The organism is Pseudonocardia sp. Cha107L01, assembly GCF_052566575.1.
Genome location: NZ_CP199579.1, coordinates 7,026,160 through 7,043,636, shown reverse-complemented (window position 1 = coordinate 7,043,636; position 17,477 = coordinate 7,026,160). Strand labels below are relative to the sequence as shown.

Sequence of the window (17,477 nt, the reverse complement as noted above, 5' to 3'; positions counted from 1 at the left end):
TCAGGATGATCCGTGAGTCGGCTTGTCAGTGCAGAACCACTGTGAGAGCCGAGTCTTCGGCTGTCGTTTGAGCGGGATCGTCCACGCCGACCGATTTTGCCTGAGGAGGATGCCCATGCGCGGCACACTATCGGGGTGCGGCCGACGGGTGTCGTGCGTCAGTGTGGATGAGGCCACCGAAATGTTCGACCGAGGTGAACAGGACCGCTGCGGTCAACAGGACGCCGAGGAGAACCAGGCGTCCGATCATCAGCGCGACGGCCGCGACGAATAGCGCGGCCAGGGCGATCAGCAGTAGCACGGCGTGCGCGATAAGTGCCATGCACTCTCACCTGCCTTTGACGTCGTCAAGGCGATGCTAGAACCGGACGCCGCTTGCACCGACGCCGCGAGGGTGTGTGTTCAAGCAAGTCTTCAGCGTTTCCATCTCGAGCCGGTCGGGTTCTCCGACGCTGCTGGTTGTGGTGGAGGTTCCGCCCGATCGAAAGCCCGTTTCGGCGGGAGTCGCGGCGGCGACTACGACCACGTTTGTGACCGGCCTGCTGACGCGGTCACCGCATGTTCGACCCGCAGTCCCGACCCCCGGGTTCAACGGTGGAGATCGCGCTCGACCCGAGCGGCTGTGTCATCTGTCGCACACCACTAGATCACGGCGGACCGTCACGGGCTAGTTTCTTGCTTCCAGGCGGCCCCTGGTGGCGAGCCTGCCCGCCATCACCGTTGTCGATCCTCTCCTGCGCGGTGTTGCGCGGTGTTGCGCGGTGTGCTCATCTATGACGCGAACCTGCGCCACACCTCGCTCCGTCGAGTAGGTAACGACCCGAAGTGGGCAGATTCAGACAACTTAGAAATGTTCAACATTGTGCTCTTGTCGGACCCCGACAGTCCCAAGATCGCAACAATCTCGCCCTCGGCGATTGTCAGTCGACATCGTCGAGCGCCCTTACCTCAACATCACCAGCCCGATACACCTTGCAAATACGCTCAAGCTGAATCATTGCGCCCCGCCGTCGCAGCCCCTGGCGTACCCAGAAGCCGCCACGCCGAACAGGACTCCCCGTATGCTCGACAACGAGGGGAGAGTCGGCCAGGTACGCGATCTGAGCACCTCCACCCACACGAAAGTCTTCGTCAAACCTTCACCGACCTGGCAACCTCGCCAAATCTGAAGACGCCATCGTGAACGCACAAAAAGCTCGTCACTCGACCGAACGGCCACTCGTCATACCATCACTGGCCGGCACCGACCCTTGGATATTACAACCTGAAAGGGCCACAATGACCCTAGCGTGAATCACTCATGCGGGTGATTCAGTTACACACTGTCGGTTGATTGCTGGACAACTTCATCCACACCCACTACTGCTAACCAATGTGGTCGAGGCGATAGTGTCTTGGCCCGATCAATCGGAGGATATATGAATCGCAAGCTTGGCCAGCGCGCCGCAGTCGCGGTCGCCGCAGCCGCTCTCGCTACAGGCGCAGCGACTCTCTTCGGCGGGACCGCGTTCGCCGGCAGTCACGGCGAGGGCAACAACACCGGTGGCGCCGGAGGCGCCGGCGGCAAAGCTAACTCGAACTGCGTGCTTCCGATCGGTATTTCGGCCGGCATCATCGGCCAGGGTGGCAACAACTCGCAGTGCACTGCCACCGGCGGTGCCGGCGGTAGCGGCGGGACCGGCGCGAACTACTGACCCTGGCGCGCCATCGATCGTCGCAGCGAGAGGCGGTAGAGGCTCCTGGATGTGTCGTGGAACTTTACCGCCTCTCGCGCGTGGATTGAGGTTCGCCAAATATGTCGGTTAGCAGCCAATCGCTAAAGACCGGCTGGCGATCAATGGAGCGACAATCGGCCTCGTCCGCGGTCAACTCCCGCCGACACGGGGAACCTAGTTGGCACCGCCATCGCCGCCGGCCCCACTCGCCGAGTTGCACTGTGAGACGGGTCCGCCCTGGCTCATGACCCACGCGGACATTCCGAGCGGGACCGCGCAATCCTCCGGCGGAACCGAGGCGGGAGCCATAGTGGGAGCGACAGGGGGAGCTGCCGTGGCGGGAGGCGTTACCCGAGGCCTGCCACGCGCCGGCTCACGACTACGAGCGGCGGACCAGACGGTTCACCGGTTGGCGCGAGCTGCTCGTGCGCCGGCTCGCGCCCAAGCGGACTCTATCTGCTGTTCAAGCGCAAAGACTGGATGTGAAGCGTCTGGCGTTCGTGCAGCCGAGGGCGCGTGGTTCGCCCGCTTTTCCAATGCCACGGTCGGATGCGGATGTAGGTGCAGTGATGCCGTTCCACCGGCGGGCCCGTATCCGCTGGTGGAATGGTCGCGCATGACGATTTACGGGCCAGCGGGCGAGCGGACGGACGCTGTGCCGGCCACTCGCCGCTGACCGCCTGGTTAGTGGTGCGGGGGCTTCGGCGGCGCAGGTTTGGTGGTTGAGGGCTTACCGGTCGACGGCTTACTGGTCGTCGACTTAGTCAATTGATAGCGATTACTCACCTTGTTGCAAGTAAAACCGTAGCGAGTGTAGTCCTTAGCGTTCTGCTGCTGGCATTGTTGCCCGGGAGCCAGACACTTTGACTGCCCGCCGATCATCGCAGAGGCGAAGTTGGCCGGACACTTCTTCGGCGCAGGTGGAGGTGCTGCGGAGGTGGCGGGCGTGAACAGCGGGCTACTCATGCCAGCGAGGGCAAGCTGCCCATTATTGGCCCCGCTGGCGATGAGGGTGACCGCCACAGCGGCTCCGAGCGCTGTGACAGTAAGACGATGAAGCATCATGGCTCCTTCAAGTCGATCAGATCAACAACGATGCGACGGCGGAGAGCGAAGAACGTGCCGCAGTGTTGACGAGGACCTGACGCAGACGATGCCATGCTGCCCTCGTCGATTCCTGATCATGGTCCAGCCGGAACCGGTCTTGGTTCCAGGTCAGGCCGTATCTCGAATCCGGGTGCCGGGAGGAATCCCCGCTGATAACCACTTCGGTGGACATGCTGAAAATGATCTCGAAGCAGGGAGGCCGGTCCTGTCTGGAGTGATCCGTCCGTCTTAATCGAACGCTCTCGGATCGTTCCCGCCGACTGATGGCCCCTATCGAAGTAGCCGAACCGCTGCGTCTGTATTCGGACCATGCTACGAGCCTATGGCGCTCCCTTCCCGTGTCTTCAAGCTTCCCGTGTGGTCAAGCCGGTGTGGATCCGCGTCTGCTGCGCCGTACCGTAGCGAATTCGCTGCGCGGCCATGATTCTTCTGGGCTTTTACTGAGAAGTCCTTCAGGTATCGGTGTCATGGATGACATCCTTACTGTTCATCGGCTGAGGATTTCCTCAGGTTCCGCCAGGGCTCAGTATCGTTATCAACGAAGGAGCGGTCGAGTGCATCCCCTTGCTTGAGTTCGCAACTACATTCGTTTAGAACTGGTCTAACTCGACGCGAACCCGATGATGCACAGCGGGACTACAAAGGACGAGGCGTCTAGCGACCTGGCGGCTGTGTACATCGAGGCCTATGGCGATCCCACGACGGCGGCCGCAGTAGGTACAACCGAACGCTGAGACTGAATCCACCGACCGATATGGGCAGCATGACCTCTGATGCGCTGTTGATCATTGTCTATAGGTTGTGAACGGCCCAGCCGGATTCCGAACGAGAAAACGGTGATGGCTGTGGTGATTGCGGGGATGGTTGTGATTCTGGGGACAGCTGCGCTCCCGGCGCCGACGGGTCCTGCGCCGGGGTAGCTGACCGATTCGTGCCCGCTGACTTGGTAGGTCTCGCGCGCATCCCTAGATGGGTTCAAGTTGTCCGCGTTGGCTAACCTCTCGCCTACCCGTTGGCTTGTGCGCCGCGGGGGCCTTCGCGGTAGCGGCCCTTCTGGAGCATCGCAGTGCTGGCCAGGTGCCGAATGCTCGGGGGCTGGCACCCCGACAACTCGCCGGGTTCGTGCGGGCAACCCTGCGTCACTCATGGTGGCTGGTTGGGATGGCGTGCAGCACGATCGGGTTTGCCCTGCACGCGTTGGGCGGTCACGCTGCAGCGGATCTACGTGCTGTTCGCGATGGAAGTTCGGAGCCGCTACGTGCACGTCCTCGGCCTGACCGGGCACCCGGACGGTCCGTGGGCGACTCAGCGCAGGCCGCAATCTCATGATGAATTTGGGGGAGCTGGCCGCCGAGTTCAGGCTCCTCGTCCGCGATCGGGCCGGTCAGTTCACCGCCGCGTTCGATGCCGTCGTGGCAGGTGGGGTATCAGGGTCGTGAAGATCCCGCCTCGTTGTCCGCGGGCGAACTGCTTCGCCGAAAGATTCGTGCTGACCGCGAGAGCTGAGCTCACCGACCACATGTTGATCTTTGGTGAACGACAACTGAGGACCGTGTTGGCCAGCTACGTCCGCCACTACAACGGGCGAAGACCCCATCGCGCCCGCCAGCTACGTCCACCGCAACCAGAACACCCCGTAACTGACCTCCACCACGAACAGATCAAGCGGCAAGCGGTCCTGGCAGGGTTGATCAACGAGTACGAACGCGCGGCATAGACGTGCAGATCAACGCCACAGACCGAGTTCTGAACCCCACAAGGTGGACGTGCGCGTGGTAGTCGCATCTTCCTGAACTTGGCGGAGTCCAGTGTCGTCGACGGCTCCGACGACTCCGGCAAGGTGTTGTCGACACGGCCAGTCAGCGGGACGCTAAACGCGGACACACGAGAGGAGACGGTGATGCACGCCAAGACGGGCGACCACATCGTCATCGAGACCGCCAAACTCGACACGCGGCGCCGCCACGGCGACGTGCTCGAAGTACTCGGAGACCAGGACAACGAGCACTACCGGGTCCGGTGGGACGATGGCCACGAGTCGATCTATTTCCCCGGCCCGGATGCTCAACTGCGCCCAGCGGATTGATCCACAGTCGCACTGAACGAACGCAGCGAGGCGGCGTCTGGGAGCCGGAGGCGGTGCAAGAACTTCCGACTCAGGAAACTAGTAGTGATCAAGCAGCGCAAGGTGAAAAACCAGCGGCTGGCGGCCGCAGATTGTACCTGGACCTTCGCCGCGCTCACCGCCTCACCTGAGGCCCGTGCCCACTACGACCGGCTTCGAGCCCGCGGCGACGGGCACCCCGCGGCCTGCGCACCCTGTTCAATCGCTTCCTCAGTCAACTTCATCACTGCCTGGAAAGCCGCGAGCACTACAACCCGAAACAGGCATTTGCTACCACGCTATCCACCGCAGCCGCCTAATCACGGCACCATTGTGGACGATCAACTTGTGTCGGTGCGGCCATCGGGTGTCTGTGGGTGATGACATTTGACGCGTGTACCCCTTGGACCTCTTCCCGTTGGTGCTGCTGGCTATCGTGCCCGCGGGACGCCTCGCTGGCGCCGACGCGAGGCTGGCTGCCCGGTTCAATCAACGGTGGCCCTTCTAGATCCGGATCCACATCGGTGCCCGGAAGCTGCTGGCTAGTCAGTCATTTCAACGACAGGGGCACGTTAGCGGCGGCGCCGATGCTGGTCAGGTTCCGTTGCGGATCTCCGTATCGTCGATCGGGTCGCTCCTTCTCGATGGAGCGGTGATGGAGCGGGAGAACCCGAACGACAGCACTCAACGCGCCTCAACGCGGCGCAACGGTGCCCAACCGGGTGGCGTTGACCAGCGAGGTTGGCGTTTTCGCTGGTCAGGAGCATGTCCGGACTACCCTGGGGGTCAAGGGGTCGCAGGTTCAAATCCTGTCGTCCCGACAGGAAGGCGACAGGCCCGTTGACTTGGAGTTACTCCAGGTCAGCGGGCCTTTCCTTTTGTCGGAGAGCTGCCGAGTGGTTGATCCAGCTGTTGCCGGCGTGGGGACCACCTGGGGACCGGTGGGGCCGCCGGTCGTGGAGGCGGGGTCAAGGTGGCCACCCGACGGGAGGTCGGCTCATTAGGTTCACTCGAGGGCGGCACCCGGAGCTTCGCTAGAGCGAGGTTCGCTGCTACGTGGGCCGGGAGCATCGGCTGGGCGGGCTGTGTCCGCCATCGAACAGCTGCGCGTCGGCCCACCGGACCCCGTCCTTGATGTCATGACCGTGGGCCTAGGCGTCTTGGGTGGCCGCGCCGACGGCGGAAGCAATCTGGACGTGCCAGCCTGGAGGCTTCCGGATAGACACGTCCGCTGGATTCAGCGAACGCGTGGTCCAGCGTGAGTGCCGCCGGCGCGGGTGTGGGAAGCGTTTCGCGCAGCGAAGCAAGGGGCGGCCTGCGATGTACTGCTCACCGACGTGCAAACAGCTGGCGTGGGCGCTGCGTGACGCCAGAGCGCGCCTTGGCCGACAGCGATCCCACCCCTACCGTCGTTCACGATGTCATCGAGCGGACGCTGCGGCCCAAGCCCGCCGCCCCGGACTGGATCGCCTTGCTCGGCCTGCTCTGCGAACAACTCGGCGACGACACCACCGCGCTCGCCCGCGAGCACTGGCACCACCGCCGGTTGTTCACCGCGCTACAGAACGCCGCCGCCGCGCTCGACACCGCGCATCCCGGCGGGCTGGCTCCCCGCACCGCCCGCTGACAGGGCGGTCGAACCGCATCTCGACTGGTCGCGGCACACCGAAATCCGTGTCGAGCGTCAGGTGAATGAGAGTGGATGCGTCAGCAGAATGAGAGTGATGGCGTCAGGGAAACGAGAGTGGAGGTGGATCATGCGGGGACCCCGGCGTCCAGGAGTTGGGGAGTGTTGTCGACATGCTGGTAGTCCACGAGCGGGTGCTACGCCGGGGGTGATGCCGCGTACCCGGCGGCTTGGCGGCGGGTACGCAGCCGAGCCGAGTCGGGTCATGTGGTGTCGGGGAAGAGGGAGTAGCGGGGCGTCGTCGGTCAGTTCGAGGTAGCCGGCCCGTGGTCGGCGACGGACCAGGCCTAGCTGCTGGAGCCGGACCGCAGCTGCTGGCCCGATGACCCTGTGCGCTTCCGACCAGCGACTATCGGGCCCAGCGATCGCGTGCAGTGCCCGCGCGGTGTCCGCGTCGAGTGGGCGAGCGGCGTCCCCGGGATCGCAAAAGTTGTGTTCACAGGGTCAACGGCGGTCGGTAGGAAGATCGTCGATGGGCCCGCTCGCGTCAGCGGCGCAATTCGGGAAGGTAACGCCCTACTGGGTGCGGCTGGTAAGGCTCCTCGAGTAGGGCGATCTCGGTGATGTCGAGTTCCAGGTCGACGGCGGCAACGGCATCGTCGAGGTGCCCGACTTTCGTGGCGCCGAGGATCGGGGCCGTGATGGTCGGGTTGCTCAGCAGCCAGGCCAGCGCGACCTGCGCGCGGGGAACACCGCGCTTCTCGGCGACCTCGGCCACGCGTTCGACGATGTGGCGGTCGGTCTCCGGGTAGAGGTCCCCCCACATGTCGATCTCGCTGCGCGCGGTGATGGCGTCCCAGTCCCTGGTGAGCCGGCCCCGGGCCAGCGGGCTCCACGGGATGACCCCGACGCCCTGATCAGCGCAGAGCGGGAGCATCGCGCTCCTCCTCGCGGTAAAGCAGATTGTAGTGGTTCTGCATGGTGGAAAAACGGGTCCAGCCACCCAGAACAGCGGTGTGCTGCGCCTTCGCGAACTGCCAAGCCCACATCGACGACGCGCCGATGTGGCGCGCCTTACCCGCCTTGACGACGTCATGCAGCGCCTCCATCGTGACCTCGATCGGAGTGGTCGGGTCCCAAGAGTGGATCTGATACAGGTCGACGTAGTCAGTGCCGAGCCGACGCAGGCTGTTGTCGATCTCGGTCATGACGGCCTTGCGCGACAACCCGGCCCCGTTCGGCCCCGGCCGCACCGGGCCCCTGACCTTCGTCGCCAGCACAATCTCGGCGCGGTCGGCGTACTCCCCCAACGCGCGGCCCAGGATCTCCTCGCTGCTGCCGGCCGAGTAGACGTTGGCGGTGTCGAAGAAGTTGACGCCCGCTTCCAGCGCGCGGCGGATGAGCGGGCGCGCGGCGTCCTCGTCGAGGGACCAGTTGTTCTCGCCCTGCCCGGGGACGCCGAAGCTCATCCCACCCAGGCAGATCCTCGACACATCAAGTCCGGTCGATCCCAGCTTCACGTATTCCACGGTGCGTGTCGCTCCTCTTGATCAGGATTGCCGGGTGGGCCAGGCACCGCACGTTCCGGCGTCGGCGAGCAGCCGGATTGGGGTTGGTCGTCAGATACAGAGGCTGAGCCGCGCCCCGCGGCCGCACCAGAGACCTGGTTGTCCTGGTAGTGGCAGGGCCTGGATCGACGCGACGGAAGGCGTAGCGTCGTGGCGGTGGCGCATGAGAACCCGATCGGCGAGTACCTGCGCGCCCGCCGTGAGCTAGTCCGGCCTCAGGACATCGGGATCCCGGACATCAGCGCCCGCCGACGGGTGCACGGGCTGCGCCGCGAAGAGGTAGCGATGCTGGCCGGCGTCAGCAGCGACTACTACATCCGCCTCGAGCAAGGACGAGACCAGCACCCCTCACCACAGGTTCTCGACGCCCTCGCCCGAGCCCTGCAACTCGACGACGCCGCCACCGCCCATCTCCACCAGCTGGCCACCCCGCCAGCCCGCCGACGCCGCAAAACCCCGCCGCCGGAGAAGGTGCCCGCCGGCATCCTCGAGCTGATCGCGTCCTGGAACCAGAGCCCCGCCTACGTCTACGGCCGCTACATGGACATTCTCGCCGCCAACACCCTCGCAACCGCGCTCGTCCCCTTCTACACCAAAGGGGAGAACCTCGTTCGTGCCGTCTTCCTCGACCCGCGCGTACCCGACATCTACGGCAACTGGGAAGACGTCACCATGAGCACCGTCGCCAGCCTGCGGGTCCGGGTCGGCCCCGACATCGACGATCCCCGCCTCAACGAACTGGTCGGCGAGCTCTCGGTCCGCAGCGAGCGCTTTCGCCAACTCTGGGCGCGACACGACGTCCACACCAAACGCAGCGGAGCCGCGCGGATCGACCACCCCCTGGTCGGACCACTCGAACTCCACTCCGAGAAGCTGCCGATCCCCAACACAGACCACCAGACACTGGCCGTGCATTACGCGGCGCCCGGCAGCGCCAGCGCCCAGGCGCTCGCGCTCCTGGCCACCACCACCGCGCAGGACGAAGAACACGAACAGACCAGAAATATCCGTAGCTGAACGGCTCGACTAGCTGGTCACCGGCACGACGACAACAGGCGCCGCCCCTGAGCGCCGCGCGCGCCTGAGATCCGGGCCCGGGCGTAGCCGGGCTCCGGTAGCGATCAGCCGTGCTAGCGGGTCTCCGGTCTCGCGAAGCCTAGGCATCCGGCGGACGTACCCACGACCACATCCGCGCGGGGGTTCCGGCACCCCGACGTACTGCCACTTTCACGGCGCCGAACCACCGTCGTTCTACCGTCGCTCCACAATCCGCCCCATGACACATGCCAGCGCTCGCCCGGTACACCTCCCGACCGTCCCGAGTGCCGAACCAGGTAACCGGGCTGAAACGATGGCTCGCGCAAGACGCGACCGGGCCGCACCGCGCGCTCTGGCAACACCACCGAAGGGGACCTACCCGGATGGCACTGCCCACATTGACTCCAGAGCAGCGCACCGCCGCACTGGCCAGGCAATGGAAGCCCGGAAAGCTCGCGCCGAGGTGATCGCCGCGCTCAAAAGCGGCGAGAAGACGGTGCCGCAGCTGCTGTCCGCGCCGAGCCCAGATCCGGTCGTCGCCAAGATCAAGGTGACGCAGTTGCTGAACGCCGTTCCCGGTCTCGGGCCGGTGAGCGTCGAGGCGTTGATGGACAATGCCGGCATTGCTACCAATCGCCGCGTTGCCGGGCTGGGCGAACGTCAACGCACCGCGTTGCTGGCCGAGCTCAGCTAGGACGCAGACTCTGTTCCCCGCACCAGCGAGGGACGACGCACTCCGGACTTCTCCCATCACGACGGTTCGGCCCTGTGCTCGCGTCCTGACGGCGTGCCGGCGGCGCCGATCGAGGGTTCGTGGACAAGCCGCTCGACTCGTCGCCCGAGCCTCGCCGAGCAGATAGCCGCTGATCGTGAATTGATCGTGCTGGTGGACGGGCCGTGGGCACAAAGCTCCGTTGACCGCACTATCGGCACGCCGTCGCTGCTCCGGGGGTGGTGCTTGGGGAGGCTTCGTCCCGGTCGAGAGGACGGGTCGGATCACGTGCGCGGAAATCAAGTACTCGCACGCCAACCGGAACAGCAGCGTGGGCGAGTCGTGTTCCATCGCCCGCGCGAGCAGGAACTCGTCGAGCTCCTTCAGCTCCGGAGTCGAGGCGGGCGCCACCCCAGGTACTGCGCGACCAGCCTCAGATGCTCGGTGCGGGTCTTCGCCCGCCGGCCGTAGGACCGCAGCTCAACGGGGTCAACACCCAACTGATCGGCCAACCGAGCCACCGCCACCGGCGGTGCGGTGGACACCTTGTCCGGCACGAATCCGCCCGAAATTTCCTGACTACTACCTCGACCCCGTCCACGGTCGGCCGTGAGCGGCCTTTGCGCGGACGCGGCGGGGTGCTAGGGCCGGGCGGGAGGGACAGCAGGAGGACCAGGTCAGGACACCCGGGCGCAACCGGGTCCAAGCCCCGCCGCCGCTATTAGGAGGGCCCGTGCAGGATCCGCCACGCCCTGGTGGCGATGTGCAGGTTGAGCCGGGTGTCGACGGTTCCGAGGTCGTGGCCGGTGAGCTCCCGGATGCGGCGCAGGCGATAGCGCAGGGTGCTGCGGTGGATCAGCAACGCCCGTGCTGTCGCGTCGTAGTTGCCCCCGCATTCGTAGTACTGCCACAGCGTGGAGACCAGGTCGTAATGGTGGGTCTCGTCGTAGTCGATGAGTGGCCCAAGCCATTCGCGGATGAACTCGCCCACCTCGCGGGTGCTCTCCCCGCTGCCCAGCATCCGGTAGAAGCCGAGCTCTTCGAACGTCGTCACCCCGCTGCTGGTCGCGGACGCCCGCCGGACCCGCAGCGCACGTAGTGCCTCGACGTAGGACCGAGGCAGGTCGGAGGGCAGCGGGCACAGTCGGCCCACGCCGACGGCGGCTTCCGCCGACGGCAGCCCCCGGCCCATCCGTCGGTACAGCTCGTCCCAGTTGTGCGCGCCGTCGTCGCCTTCCCGGGCGGGAGCGATCAGCACTACCTTCCCGCCCCTGCGGGTGAGCAGCGCGCGAGCCTGGGTGATCCTGGTGACCTCCTGGTCGACCGCCCGGCAGACCTTCTCCTCGTTGTCGATGCCCGGCCAGCTCACCACCAGGACCTGGTGCGGCGGGCGGAGGTCGTGGCCGAGCGCGGCCGAACGTGCGAGTGCGCTGTCGTCGCCGGTGCCGGTCAGCAGGTCATCGACGAGGTCGGCGCGCAGCCGCAGCTCCGCTTCGGCCAGGCTGCGCTGGTGAGCCAGCTCCATGGCCAGGATGACCGCCGAGTGTTCGAGCGCGAACAGCTCCAGCCGTCCTGCCCGGCCCTCGGGGTCGACCAGCGCGAGCACGCCGAGAACCTCGTCGCGGGGCTGGGCCAGCGCGATGATCCGGTCGCGGTCGCGTATCGGTCGACCGCTCCGCTGGATGCGGCTCAGCAGCTCGGTCCTGGCTCGGGCCGACAACCGGGGGCTGGGGTCGGCTCGTCACCGCCGGCCCACGCGAGGAGGTTGCCGAACCGGTCCTCCAGGACGACAGCCAGCCCGGTCAGCGTGGCGAGCGCCGCGGCGATCCCCGGCTCGGCGCCCCCGGTGGCGGAGACGCGAGAGAGGGTCTCGTGTATCCGGGTGCGTCGCTCCAGTGCCGCCACCGCGAGGGTGAGCTCGTCGTTGACCGACGCGAGCTCAGCGTTCTTCTCGCGCAACTCCGCGGAGGCGACCTGCTCGTTGCGGTAGAGGGTGGCGCTGGTCAACGCGGCCCCAGCCTGTTGAGCGAGGGTCCTGATCAGGAACTGTTCGTCCGTCGACGGTTCAGTGCCCGAGGACACGACGAGATAACCGGCGTGGCCGCCCACCGCGCGCAGCGGGTAGGCCCATGCCCAGGTCGTCCCCAGCACATCGATCTGCCCGTCCGCTCCGGCGAGGACGGCCAGCGGGTCCCGCCGTATCGCACTGCCGTCCGCGCCGCGCCGCAGGTCGTCCCGCACCAGATAGGTGCCTTCGGCTTCGAACGGCCCGAGTGCGGGCACCGAGCTGGTCACCAGTTTGAGGATCTCCTCCTCGTCCACGCGGTCGAAAAGCATCATCGACAACGCGAACACACTGCAGAGGTTGGACATCTGATCCCGCAGCGCCTCGTTCAATTCGCGGTCGTCCATCGAACGAACTCCTCGCCATGGCCCGGTTCGGCGACTTCGCGGGTGGCTCCCACCAGTAGGGCTGACCGTTTTGGTGCAGATCCAAACCTGTTGCGCCGAACTGAAGGCCACACTCGTCAACCCGAAACAAGTCTCGTGACCACCGCGCGCCCGCCCCGGCGAGCCAACCTGCGAACCCGTGCGGTGACGGAGGGGGCGACGCACTGGGCAGAGGTACTGCTGATCACGCTCGACGATCGGGGTAGCGAGGCGATCCGGGCGGCACTGGAACAGTGCGGGCTGCGGGTCACCCTCGTGCGGATCGGCCAGGCCCGCCATCTCGTCGCGGCGCTGTCCGACATCGGCGCAGCCGAGTACGTGATCCTGGACTGTCACGGTGTGGACGGAGACATCCTCATCCCCGAACTCGCCCCCGAACTGGAGGCCCAGCAACCGTTCCACCGCCGCCTCACACCGGAGGTGATGTCGAAGTACGCCCGCTTCGACCGAGCCTTGGTGATCTCGACCGGGTGCACCACCGCCGACCTCAACATGGGTCAGGCCGTCCTGGGCCAAGGTGCCGAGGGCTACATCGCCCCGATCGGCTACCCAGAGGGTCACGCCGCGTTCTTCGCGGTGACCTACCTGTTCTATGAGCTCACGCAAGGCCGCAACATCCGCCAAGCCTTCCAGCGGCTGGTCGAGCATGACCCGGAGATGGGCATGTGGCAGATGCAGTCCCACTGGCCATAACGGACCTGGTGGCCGCCCAAGTGGGCCACTTCGACCTGGCCCACCTCACCGTGCGCCGCCCGTGACGCCGCCCCGACAGTTGCCCGCTGCGCTGCGCGAGCGGCTGTGCGAAGCACCCATCCCGACCAGGGACTGTTGCGTGCGCGCGGAGCTGGTGGGGTTCGTCCAGCTCAGCGCGCACCGACCGGCCGCCGTGCGGGCATCGAGGAGTACTGAGCACGGTCGCCCACATGCAGAAGCTGAGCGGTAGCGAGCAGGTCCACGCGGTGATGGGGGGATTCCACACCGGGCACCCCGGCGTGACTGCTGAGCGCATCGAGCGCACAGCGGAGGGTCTCGCTGTCCTGAAGCCCGCCTTCGTCGCCCCGATGCACTGCAGCGGCTTCCCGATGAAGAGCGCTATCGCGGCCGCGGCACCCGACGCCTTCGAGATCGTCACCGCCGGGTCCGTCCTCACAATCGGTGACGTGCCGCCCAGCACCAGACGCTGGCGCTAGCCAGCGCCCGACCAACGCCTCCCTGCATTCAACGAAGAACGAGAGCAGCCCGATGCACAACCAGCGCCTCATCGAGGTTTTCACTGACTTCGAGCGGACCATCATCGACTTCATCCGGCGCAATAAGGTCAACGCGGCGGAGTATCAGGTCGCCGTGGAGACCATCATCGCCAGCATCGAGCACGGTGAAGGATCGATGATCTTCGATACCTTCTTCGAGGCATCAGCCACGGACGAGTCATCGCTTCCCACCGGAAGCCCGCAGTCGATGGCTGGGCCGTTCCACCGGCCCGGTCCTCCCAGGAGGACGCGCACCGGTGGACCGCAGGCTCCAGCGCCGCTGCATCTGGGCGCGAGCAGGGGTAGGTAGTTCATCCCCACTGGCCGCAGATCGTGTTCATGTAGCCGGCTGACTCGATGCCCGGTGGGCGTCTTCTCAGTCGACGTGATCGGCCCGCGAGAACCGAACCTCCTCGATGTCTAGGCGGGCCTGGACTTGGCGCAGCACGATGTCGTCGATCCTCTGCTCGTCGCGCAGCTCGAGGAGCGCCTCGCGCTTGCGCGCGATGAGAGCGAGCCAGAGGCTGGAGTACTGGTCGTCGTGCCGGATCACCGGCTCGGCATCAGCGCCTTCGGCCACCAGGCCCTTACGCCGTTTCTCGATCTCGCCGCGCACCCGCTCGATCACGCGCTCGGCGGTGCCCAGCTCGGCCGCGGTGACGTCGAGCGAGGCGATGGCGGCGTCGGTGGTGTACACCTCGGCATACTGTCGTTCCTCCGCGACAGAGTCGTCCGCCGGGAGCCGGGCGAACCGCACCACACGCGGCAGGAGCAGCGCCTGTAGCAGGCTCAGGACGATCACCCCGGACGTGATCACCACGATGAGGTCACGGTCTGGGAACGCCGCGCCGGAGTCCAGTGCCCTCGGTACGGCGAGCACCGCGGCGAGCGAGACGGCACCGCGGAAACCTGCGACGCCGCTGACCGAGCGCTGCCGGGCGCCGAGCCGGCGCAGCCGCTGCGCCGGCCGGCGGTCGAGCGCGCGGATGATGTACGGCGTGGTGTAGAACCACGCCCAGCGCACCCCGATGACCACGGCGGTAATCAGCAGGACGTCGATCAGTGCGCGGGCCAGGGAGACGCTGGCCAGGTCGCGGATCGCCGTCTGGGCCTGGAGGCCGACGAGCACAAACAGCACGCTGCTGAGCACTGTCGTCGAGACTCTCCAGAAGGAGATGAACGTCTGTCGGGTGACGGCGCCGGTGATGCGGGGGGCCACCTGGCTCATGAAGAGCCCGCAGACGACGACGGCCAGTACCCCTGAGGCGTGGATCGAGTCGGCCAGGAGGAATGCCGCGAACGGGGTCACCAGTATCGCGATGTTCTCAAGCATCGGGTCGTCCATCCGTCGGCGTAGCTGCCAGCTCAGCAGGCCCATCAGTGCACCGGCGAGCACGCCGCCGCCGTACGCCAGGACCACGAGGCCGGTCACGTACAGGGGCGTGAGGTGTTCCTCGCCGACGGTGACCCCGACCGCGAGACCGTAGATCACCAGCGCGGTGCCGTCGTTGACCAGGCTCTCCGCGCGCAGCACGGTCACGGTCCGGCGCGGCAACTTTCGGGCCAGCACGCCGACCGCGGTCGCGTCGGTCGGCGCCAACGCGGCACCGAGGACCCAGGCCGGTCCCCATTGCAGGCCGATCGCGTGCGCCACGGCTGCGATTGCCGCGGCGGTGGCGAGGACAAGCATGGTGCTGATGAGAACTACGACTCGCAGGTTGTTGCGGATTTCCCGGAGCGAGGTGGTCAGACTCTCCCAATAGAGCAGCACCGGCAGGAACAGCAGCAGCACGACCTCCGGTGGCAGCTGGGCCTCGCGCAGGTGCGGCACGAAGCCGATGAGTACCCCCACGAGCACCAGCAGGATCGCCGGCGCGATCGGGTAGCGGCGCGCCAGCGCACCGCACATCACCAGGGCGACCCCGAGGACGACCGTCATCTCCAGTCCCAGCACACACACATCGTGGTGGATTTCTGCGCCAGGTCCAGCCCAACACGTTCAAAGCGACCGCCGCCAACCCCGTCGTCCTGGAAGCTGTCACTCCCATTACCAGCAGCCCCATTGCCAGCAGCGCCCAGTTCGGGACCGGTTGGGCGCCGAGCACTCGGTCGGCGGCCTCGGCGCGCTGGACGGTCAGCTCGGCGAGCCGGGTGACCGCCACGGACACAGCCTGTAGGCGGCGCCGGTTCAGCTGGCGACCAGCTCGATGAGTTCGGGGCCGTTATTTCGGACGGAGTTGACCGCGCTGGACACCTCGCGCGGAGTCAGCAGCGGTTCCGGGATCGACGCCAGCAGCTCTTTCACCTGCTCCGGCTCGACCAGGGAGGGGCTCAGCCAGTCCGCACGCAGTTCGTTGGGCACGAGGAGGGGGGAGCGGTCGTGGATGTGACCGACCGCGTCGGGCGCGGTCCGGGTGATGATCGTATAGCTCCAGACCCACCGATCCGGGTCGTCTTCGGCGCGCTCGGGGTCGGGCCACAGCTCGTAGAGCCCCGCGAACGCCAATTGCGCCTCGTCCGGCCGGAACAGGAACTGCGGCACCTTGTGCCCGTCTATGTTCTCCCATTCGAAATAGCCGGTGGCGGGACTATCCGTAGTTCTCGGCGAGGTCAGTTCAGTTGGCTGGTCACCGCCTTGACGACGCGTCATCAGGCTCCTCGTGGGGCATACATGATGATCGCAACACCCACGAGACAAACTGCCGCACCGGTGACGTCGTAGCGGTCAGGTGTGTAGCCGTCAAGGACCATGCCCCAGGCCAGGGAACCGGCGACGAAGATCCCGCCGTAGGCGGCGAGGATGCGCCCGAACTGGGCGTCAGGTTGCAGGGTGGCGACAAAGCCGTACAAGCCCAAGGCGATGATCCCGGCACCAACCCAGGCCACGGGATGAGGACGGTGCTCACGCACCCCCTGCCAGATCAGCCAGCATCCGCCGATCTCGGAGATGGCCGCGAGGACGAACAGCACGATCGATCGCAACACGGACATGCTGATCACGATAACCAGCGGGTTCCATCCGACCCAATGATCGAGACCGAACGAACTTCCCACGCTCAGGCTTGCATCCAGTACCCGGGTACGGGCTTACCGTCGAGTGGTCGACGCCGTTCGCGGAGGCGTCCGGAGACAAGGAGTCCGGTGATGGGGTTCGAAGTTCCGGCCAGCTGCACATTGCCCACAGCACAACATCCGGTGCGAGTCGCGGAGCTGGAAGCACTGTTCGCCACCGCGTCACGCATCGAGCGGGTTGGTGATCGCCATCTGCGGGTGAGCTTCCCCGGAGACCACGGCCTGGACAGCCAGGTGCGAGAGCTGACCGCCCGGGAGAGCGAGTGCTGCTCGTTCTTCGACTTCACGGTCTCGGCACGGCCTGGGCAAGTAGTGCTCGACGTGCGGGTACCGGCAGTCCGCGTAGACGTGCTCGACGGATTGGCCCAGCTGAGCAGCGCGGGCCCACGATGAGCGAAGCACGGCTGCGCAGCAGCCAGGTCGCCCACGCTGCCGGAGTCAACTTGCAGACGGTGCGCTACTACGAGCGGCGTGGACTGCTGGCCGAGCCGCAGCGCAGCCTCGGCGGCCACCGGATGTACCCGGCCGAGGCGGTCACCATGCTGAAAGTGATCAAGGCCGCGCAGCGATTGGGATTCACCCTCGACGAAGTCGCTGACCTGTTGGAATCAGGGCGACACCACCACCGCCGACCGGACGCCGGCCTGCAGGCCCGCGCGGCGCACAAGCTCGCCGAGGTCGAGGCGAAGATCGCCGACCTGACCGCAATCCGAGCGACCCTGCAAGACGCGCTCGCGGCCGGCTGCGACGACCTAATGACCTGCGCCGCGAGTAACTGCTGCCCACTGCCGTTCGTCGAACTCGCCACCATTGCCCCGGCGGACGCCGGATGA

At 66.3% G+C, this 17,477-nt stretch carries 16 protein-coding genes and 2 pseudogenes; 10 read left to right on the top strand and 8 right to left on the bottom strand.

Features of this window, described 5'->3' with window-relative positions:
* Nucleotides 1–127: 127 nt before the first annotated feature.
* Nucleotides 128–322 carry a hypothetical protein gene (locus ACTXG6_RS33195; RefSeq protein ID WP_445183347.1) on the bottom strand — a complete coding sequence of 65 codons (195 nt, stop codon included), beginning with the start codon at nucleotides 320–322 and terminating at the stop codon, nucleotides 128–130.
* A gap of 3,584 nt (nucleotides 323–3,906) precedes the next feature.
* Here ACTXG6_RS33195 and ACTXG6_RS33190 point away from each other — a divergent pair.
* From ACTXG6_RS33190 to ACTXG6_RS33180, 3 genes are all read left to right on the top strand, one after another.
* Nucleotides 3,907–4,539: an integrase core domain-containing protein gene (locus ACTXG6_RS33190; RefSeq protein WP_445183346.1), complete on the top strand. Its 633-nt coding sequence runs from the start codon at nucleotides 3,907–3,909 to the stop codon at nucleotides 4,537–4,539.
* Nucleotides 4,540–4,722: 183 nt separating this feature from the next.
* Entirely contained in the window at nucleotides 4,723–4,908 is a 186-nt protein-coding gene (locus ACTXG6_RS33185; protein ID WP_445183345.1) for a DUF1918 domain-containing protein, read from the top strand.
* A gap of 1,399 nt (nucleotides 4,909–6,307) precedes the next feature.
* The gene (locus tag ACTXG6_RS33180; RefSeq protein ID WP_445183344.1) at nucleotides 6,308–6,553 is read left to right on the top strand and encodes a hypothetical protein; all 246 of its coding nucleotides are present in this window, start codon (nucleotides 6,308–6,310) and stop codon (nucleotides 6,551–6,553) included.
* A gap of 547 nt (nucleotides 6,554–7,100) precedes the next feature.
* Here ACTXG6_RS33180 and ACTXG6_RS33175 read toward each other — a convergent pair.
* A pseudogene (locus tag ACTXG6_RS33175) lies at nucleotides 7,101–8,022 on the bottom strand (aldo/keto reductase).
* A gap of 249 nt (nucleotides 8,023–8,271) precedes the next feature.
* Between ACTXG6_RS33175 and ACTXG6_RS33170 the strand changes: the two are divergent.
* Nucleotides 8,272–9,138 (top strand): helix-turn-helix transcriptional regulator, encoded by an 867-nt coding sequence (locus ACTXG6_RS33170; RefSeq protein ID WP_445183343.1) that lies wholly within the window; start codon nucleotides 8,272–8,274, stop codon nucleotides 9,136–9,138.
* 484 nt (nucleotides 9,139–9,622) lie between these two features.
* Complete coding sequence (mihF, locus tag ACTXG6_RS33165; RefSeq protein ID WP_445183342.1) at nucleotides 9,623–9,853, top strand: integration host factor, actinobacterial type; 231 nt, start codon at nucleotides 9,623–9,625, stop codon at nucleotides 9,851–9,853.
* A 294-nt stretch (nucleotides 9,854–10,147) separates the two neighbouring features.
* Here the strand turns inward: mihF and ACTXG6_RS33160 are convergent.
* The 3 genes and pseudogenes from ACTXG6_RS33160 to ACTXG6_RS33150 all read right to left on the bottom strand — a co-directional run.
* Nucleotides 10,148–10,428, bottom strand: a pseudogene (locus ACTXG6_RS33160) (DUF4158 domain-containing protein); the annotation flags it as partial.
* 164 nt (nucleotides 10,429–10,592) lie between these two features.
* Nucleotides 10,593–11,591, bottom strand: coding sequence for a PucR family transcriptional regulator (locus tag ACTXG6_RS33155; protein ID WP_445183341.1), 999 nt, complete (start codon nucleotides 11,589–11,591; stop codon nucleotides 10,593–10,595).
* Nucleotides 11,561–12,283: a hypothetical protein gene (locus tag ACTXG6_RS33150; RefSeq protein ID WP_445183340.1), complete on the bottom strand. Its 723-nt coding sequence runs from the start codon at nucleotides 12,281–12,283 to the stop codon at nucleotides 11,561–11,563. The genes ACTXG6_RS33155 and ACTXG6_RS33150 overlap by 31 nt, the downstream gene beginning before the upstream one ends.
* Before the next feature lie 183 nt (nucleotides 12,284–12,466).
* Between ACTXG6_RS33150 and ACTXG6_RS33145 the strand changes: the two genes are divergently transcribed.
* From ACTXG6_RS33145 to ACTXG6_RS33135, 3 genes are all read left to right on the top strand, one after another.
* Complete coding sequence (locus ACTXG6_RS33145) at nucleotides 12,467–13,015, top strand: hypothetical protein (protein ID WP_445183339.1); 549 nt, start codon at nucleotides 12,467–12,469, stop codon at nucleotides 13,013–13,015.
* A gap of 230 nt (nucleotides 13,016–13,245) precedes the next feature.
* Entirely contained in the window at nucleotides 13,246–13,512 is a 267-nt protein-coding gene (locus ACTXG6_RS33140; RefSeq protein ID WP_445183338.1) for a hypothetical protein, read from the top strand.
* Nucleotides 13,513–13,564: 52 nt separating this feature from the next.
* Nucleotides 13,565–13,882, top strand: coding sequence for a hypothetical protein (locus ACTXG6_RS33135; RefSeq protein WP_445183337.1), 318 nt, complete (start codon nucleotides 13,565–13,567; stop codon nucleotides 13,880–13,882).
* Between the two features lie 66 nt (nucleotides 13,883–13,948).
* Here ACTXG6_RS33135 and ACTXG6_RS33130 read toward each other — a convergent pair whose 3' ends face one another.
* From ACTXG6_RS33130 to ACTXG6_RS33120, 3 genes are all read right to left on the bottom strand, one after another.
* Nucleotides 13,949–15,526, bottom strand: coding sequence for a Na+/H+ antiporter (locus tag ACTXG6_RS33130; protein ID WP_445183336.1), 1,578 nt, complete (start codon nucleotides 15,524–15,526; stop codon nucleotides 13,949–13,951).
* A gap of 234 nt (nucleotides 15,527–15,760) precedes the next feature.
* Nucleotides 15,761–16,222, bottom strand: coding sequence for an SOS response-associated peptidase (locus tag ACTXG6_RS33125; RefSeq protein ID WP_445183335.1), 462 nt, complete (start codon nucleotides 16,220–16,222; stop codon nucleotides 15,761–15,763).
* Nucleotides 16,222–16,563 carry a YnfA family protein gene (locus ACTXG6_RS33120; protein ID WP_445190157.1) on the bottom strand — a complete coding sequence of 114 codons (342 nt, stop codon included), beginning with the start codon at nucleotides 16,561–16,563 and terminating at the stop codon, nucleotides 16,222–16,224. The genes ACTXG6_RS33125 and ACTXG6_RS33120 overlap by 1 nt, the downstream gene beginning before the upstream one ends.
* Nucleotides 16,564–16,716: 153 nt before the next feature.
* Between ACTXG6_RS33120 and ACTXG6_RS33115 the strand changes: the two genes are divergently transcribed.
* Together ACTXG6_RS33115 and ACTXG6_RS33110 are read left to right on the top strand one after the other, a co-directional pair.
* Nucleotides 16,717–17,037 carry a hypothetical protein gene (locus ACTXG6_RS33115; RefSeq protein WP_445183334.1) on the top strand — a complete coding sequence of 107 codons (321 nt, stop codon included), beginning with the start codon at nucleotides 16,717–16,719 and terminating at the stop codon, nucleotides 17,035–17,037.
* Nucleotides 17,034–17,477, top strand: a complete 444-nt coding sequence (locus tag ACTXG6_RS33110) for a MerR family transcriptional regulator (protein WP_445183333.1) — start codon at nucleotides 17,034–17,036, stop codon at nucleotides 17,475–17,477. The genes ACTXG6_RS33115 and ACTXG6_RS33110 overlap by 4 nt, the downstream gene beginning before the upstream one ends.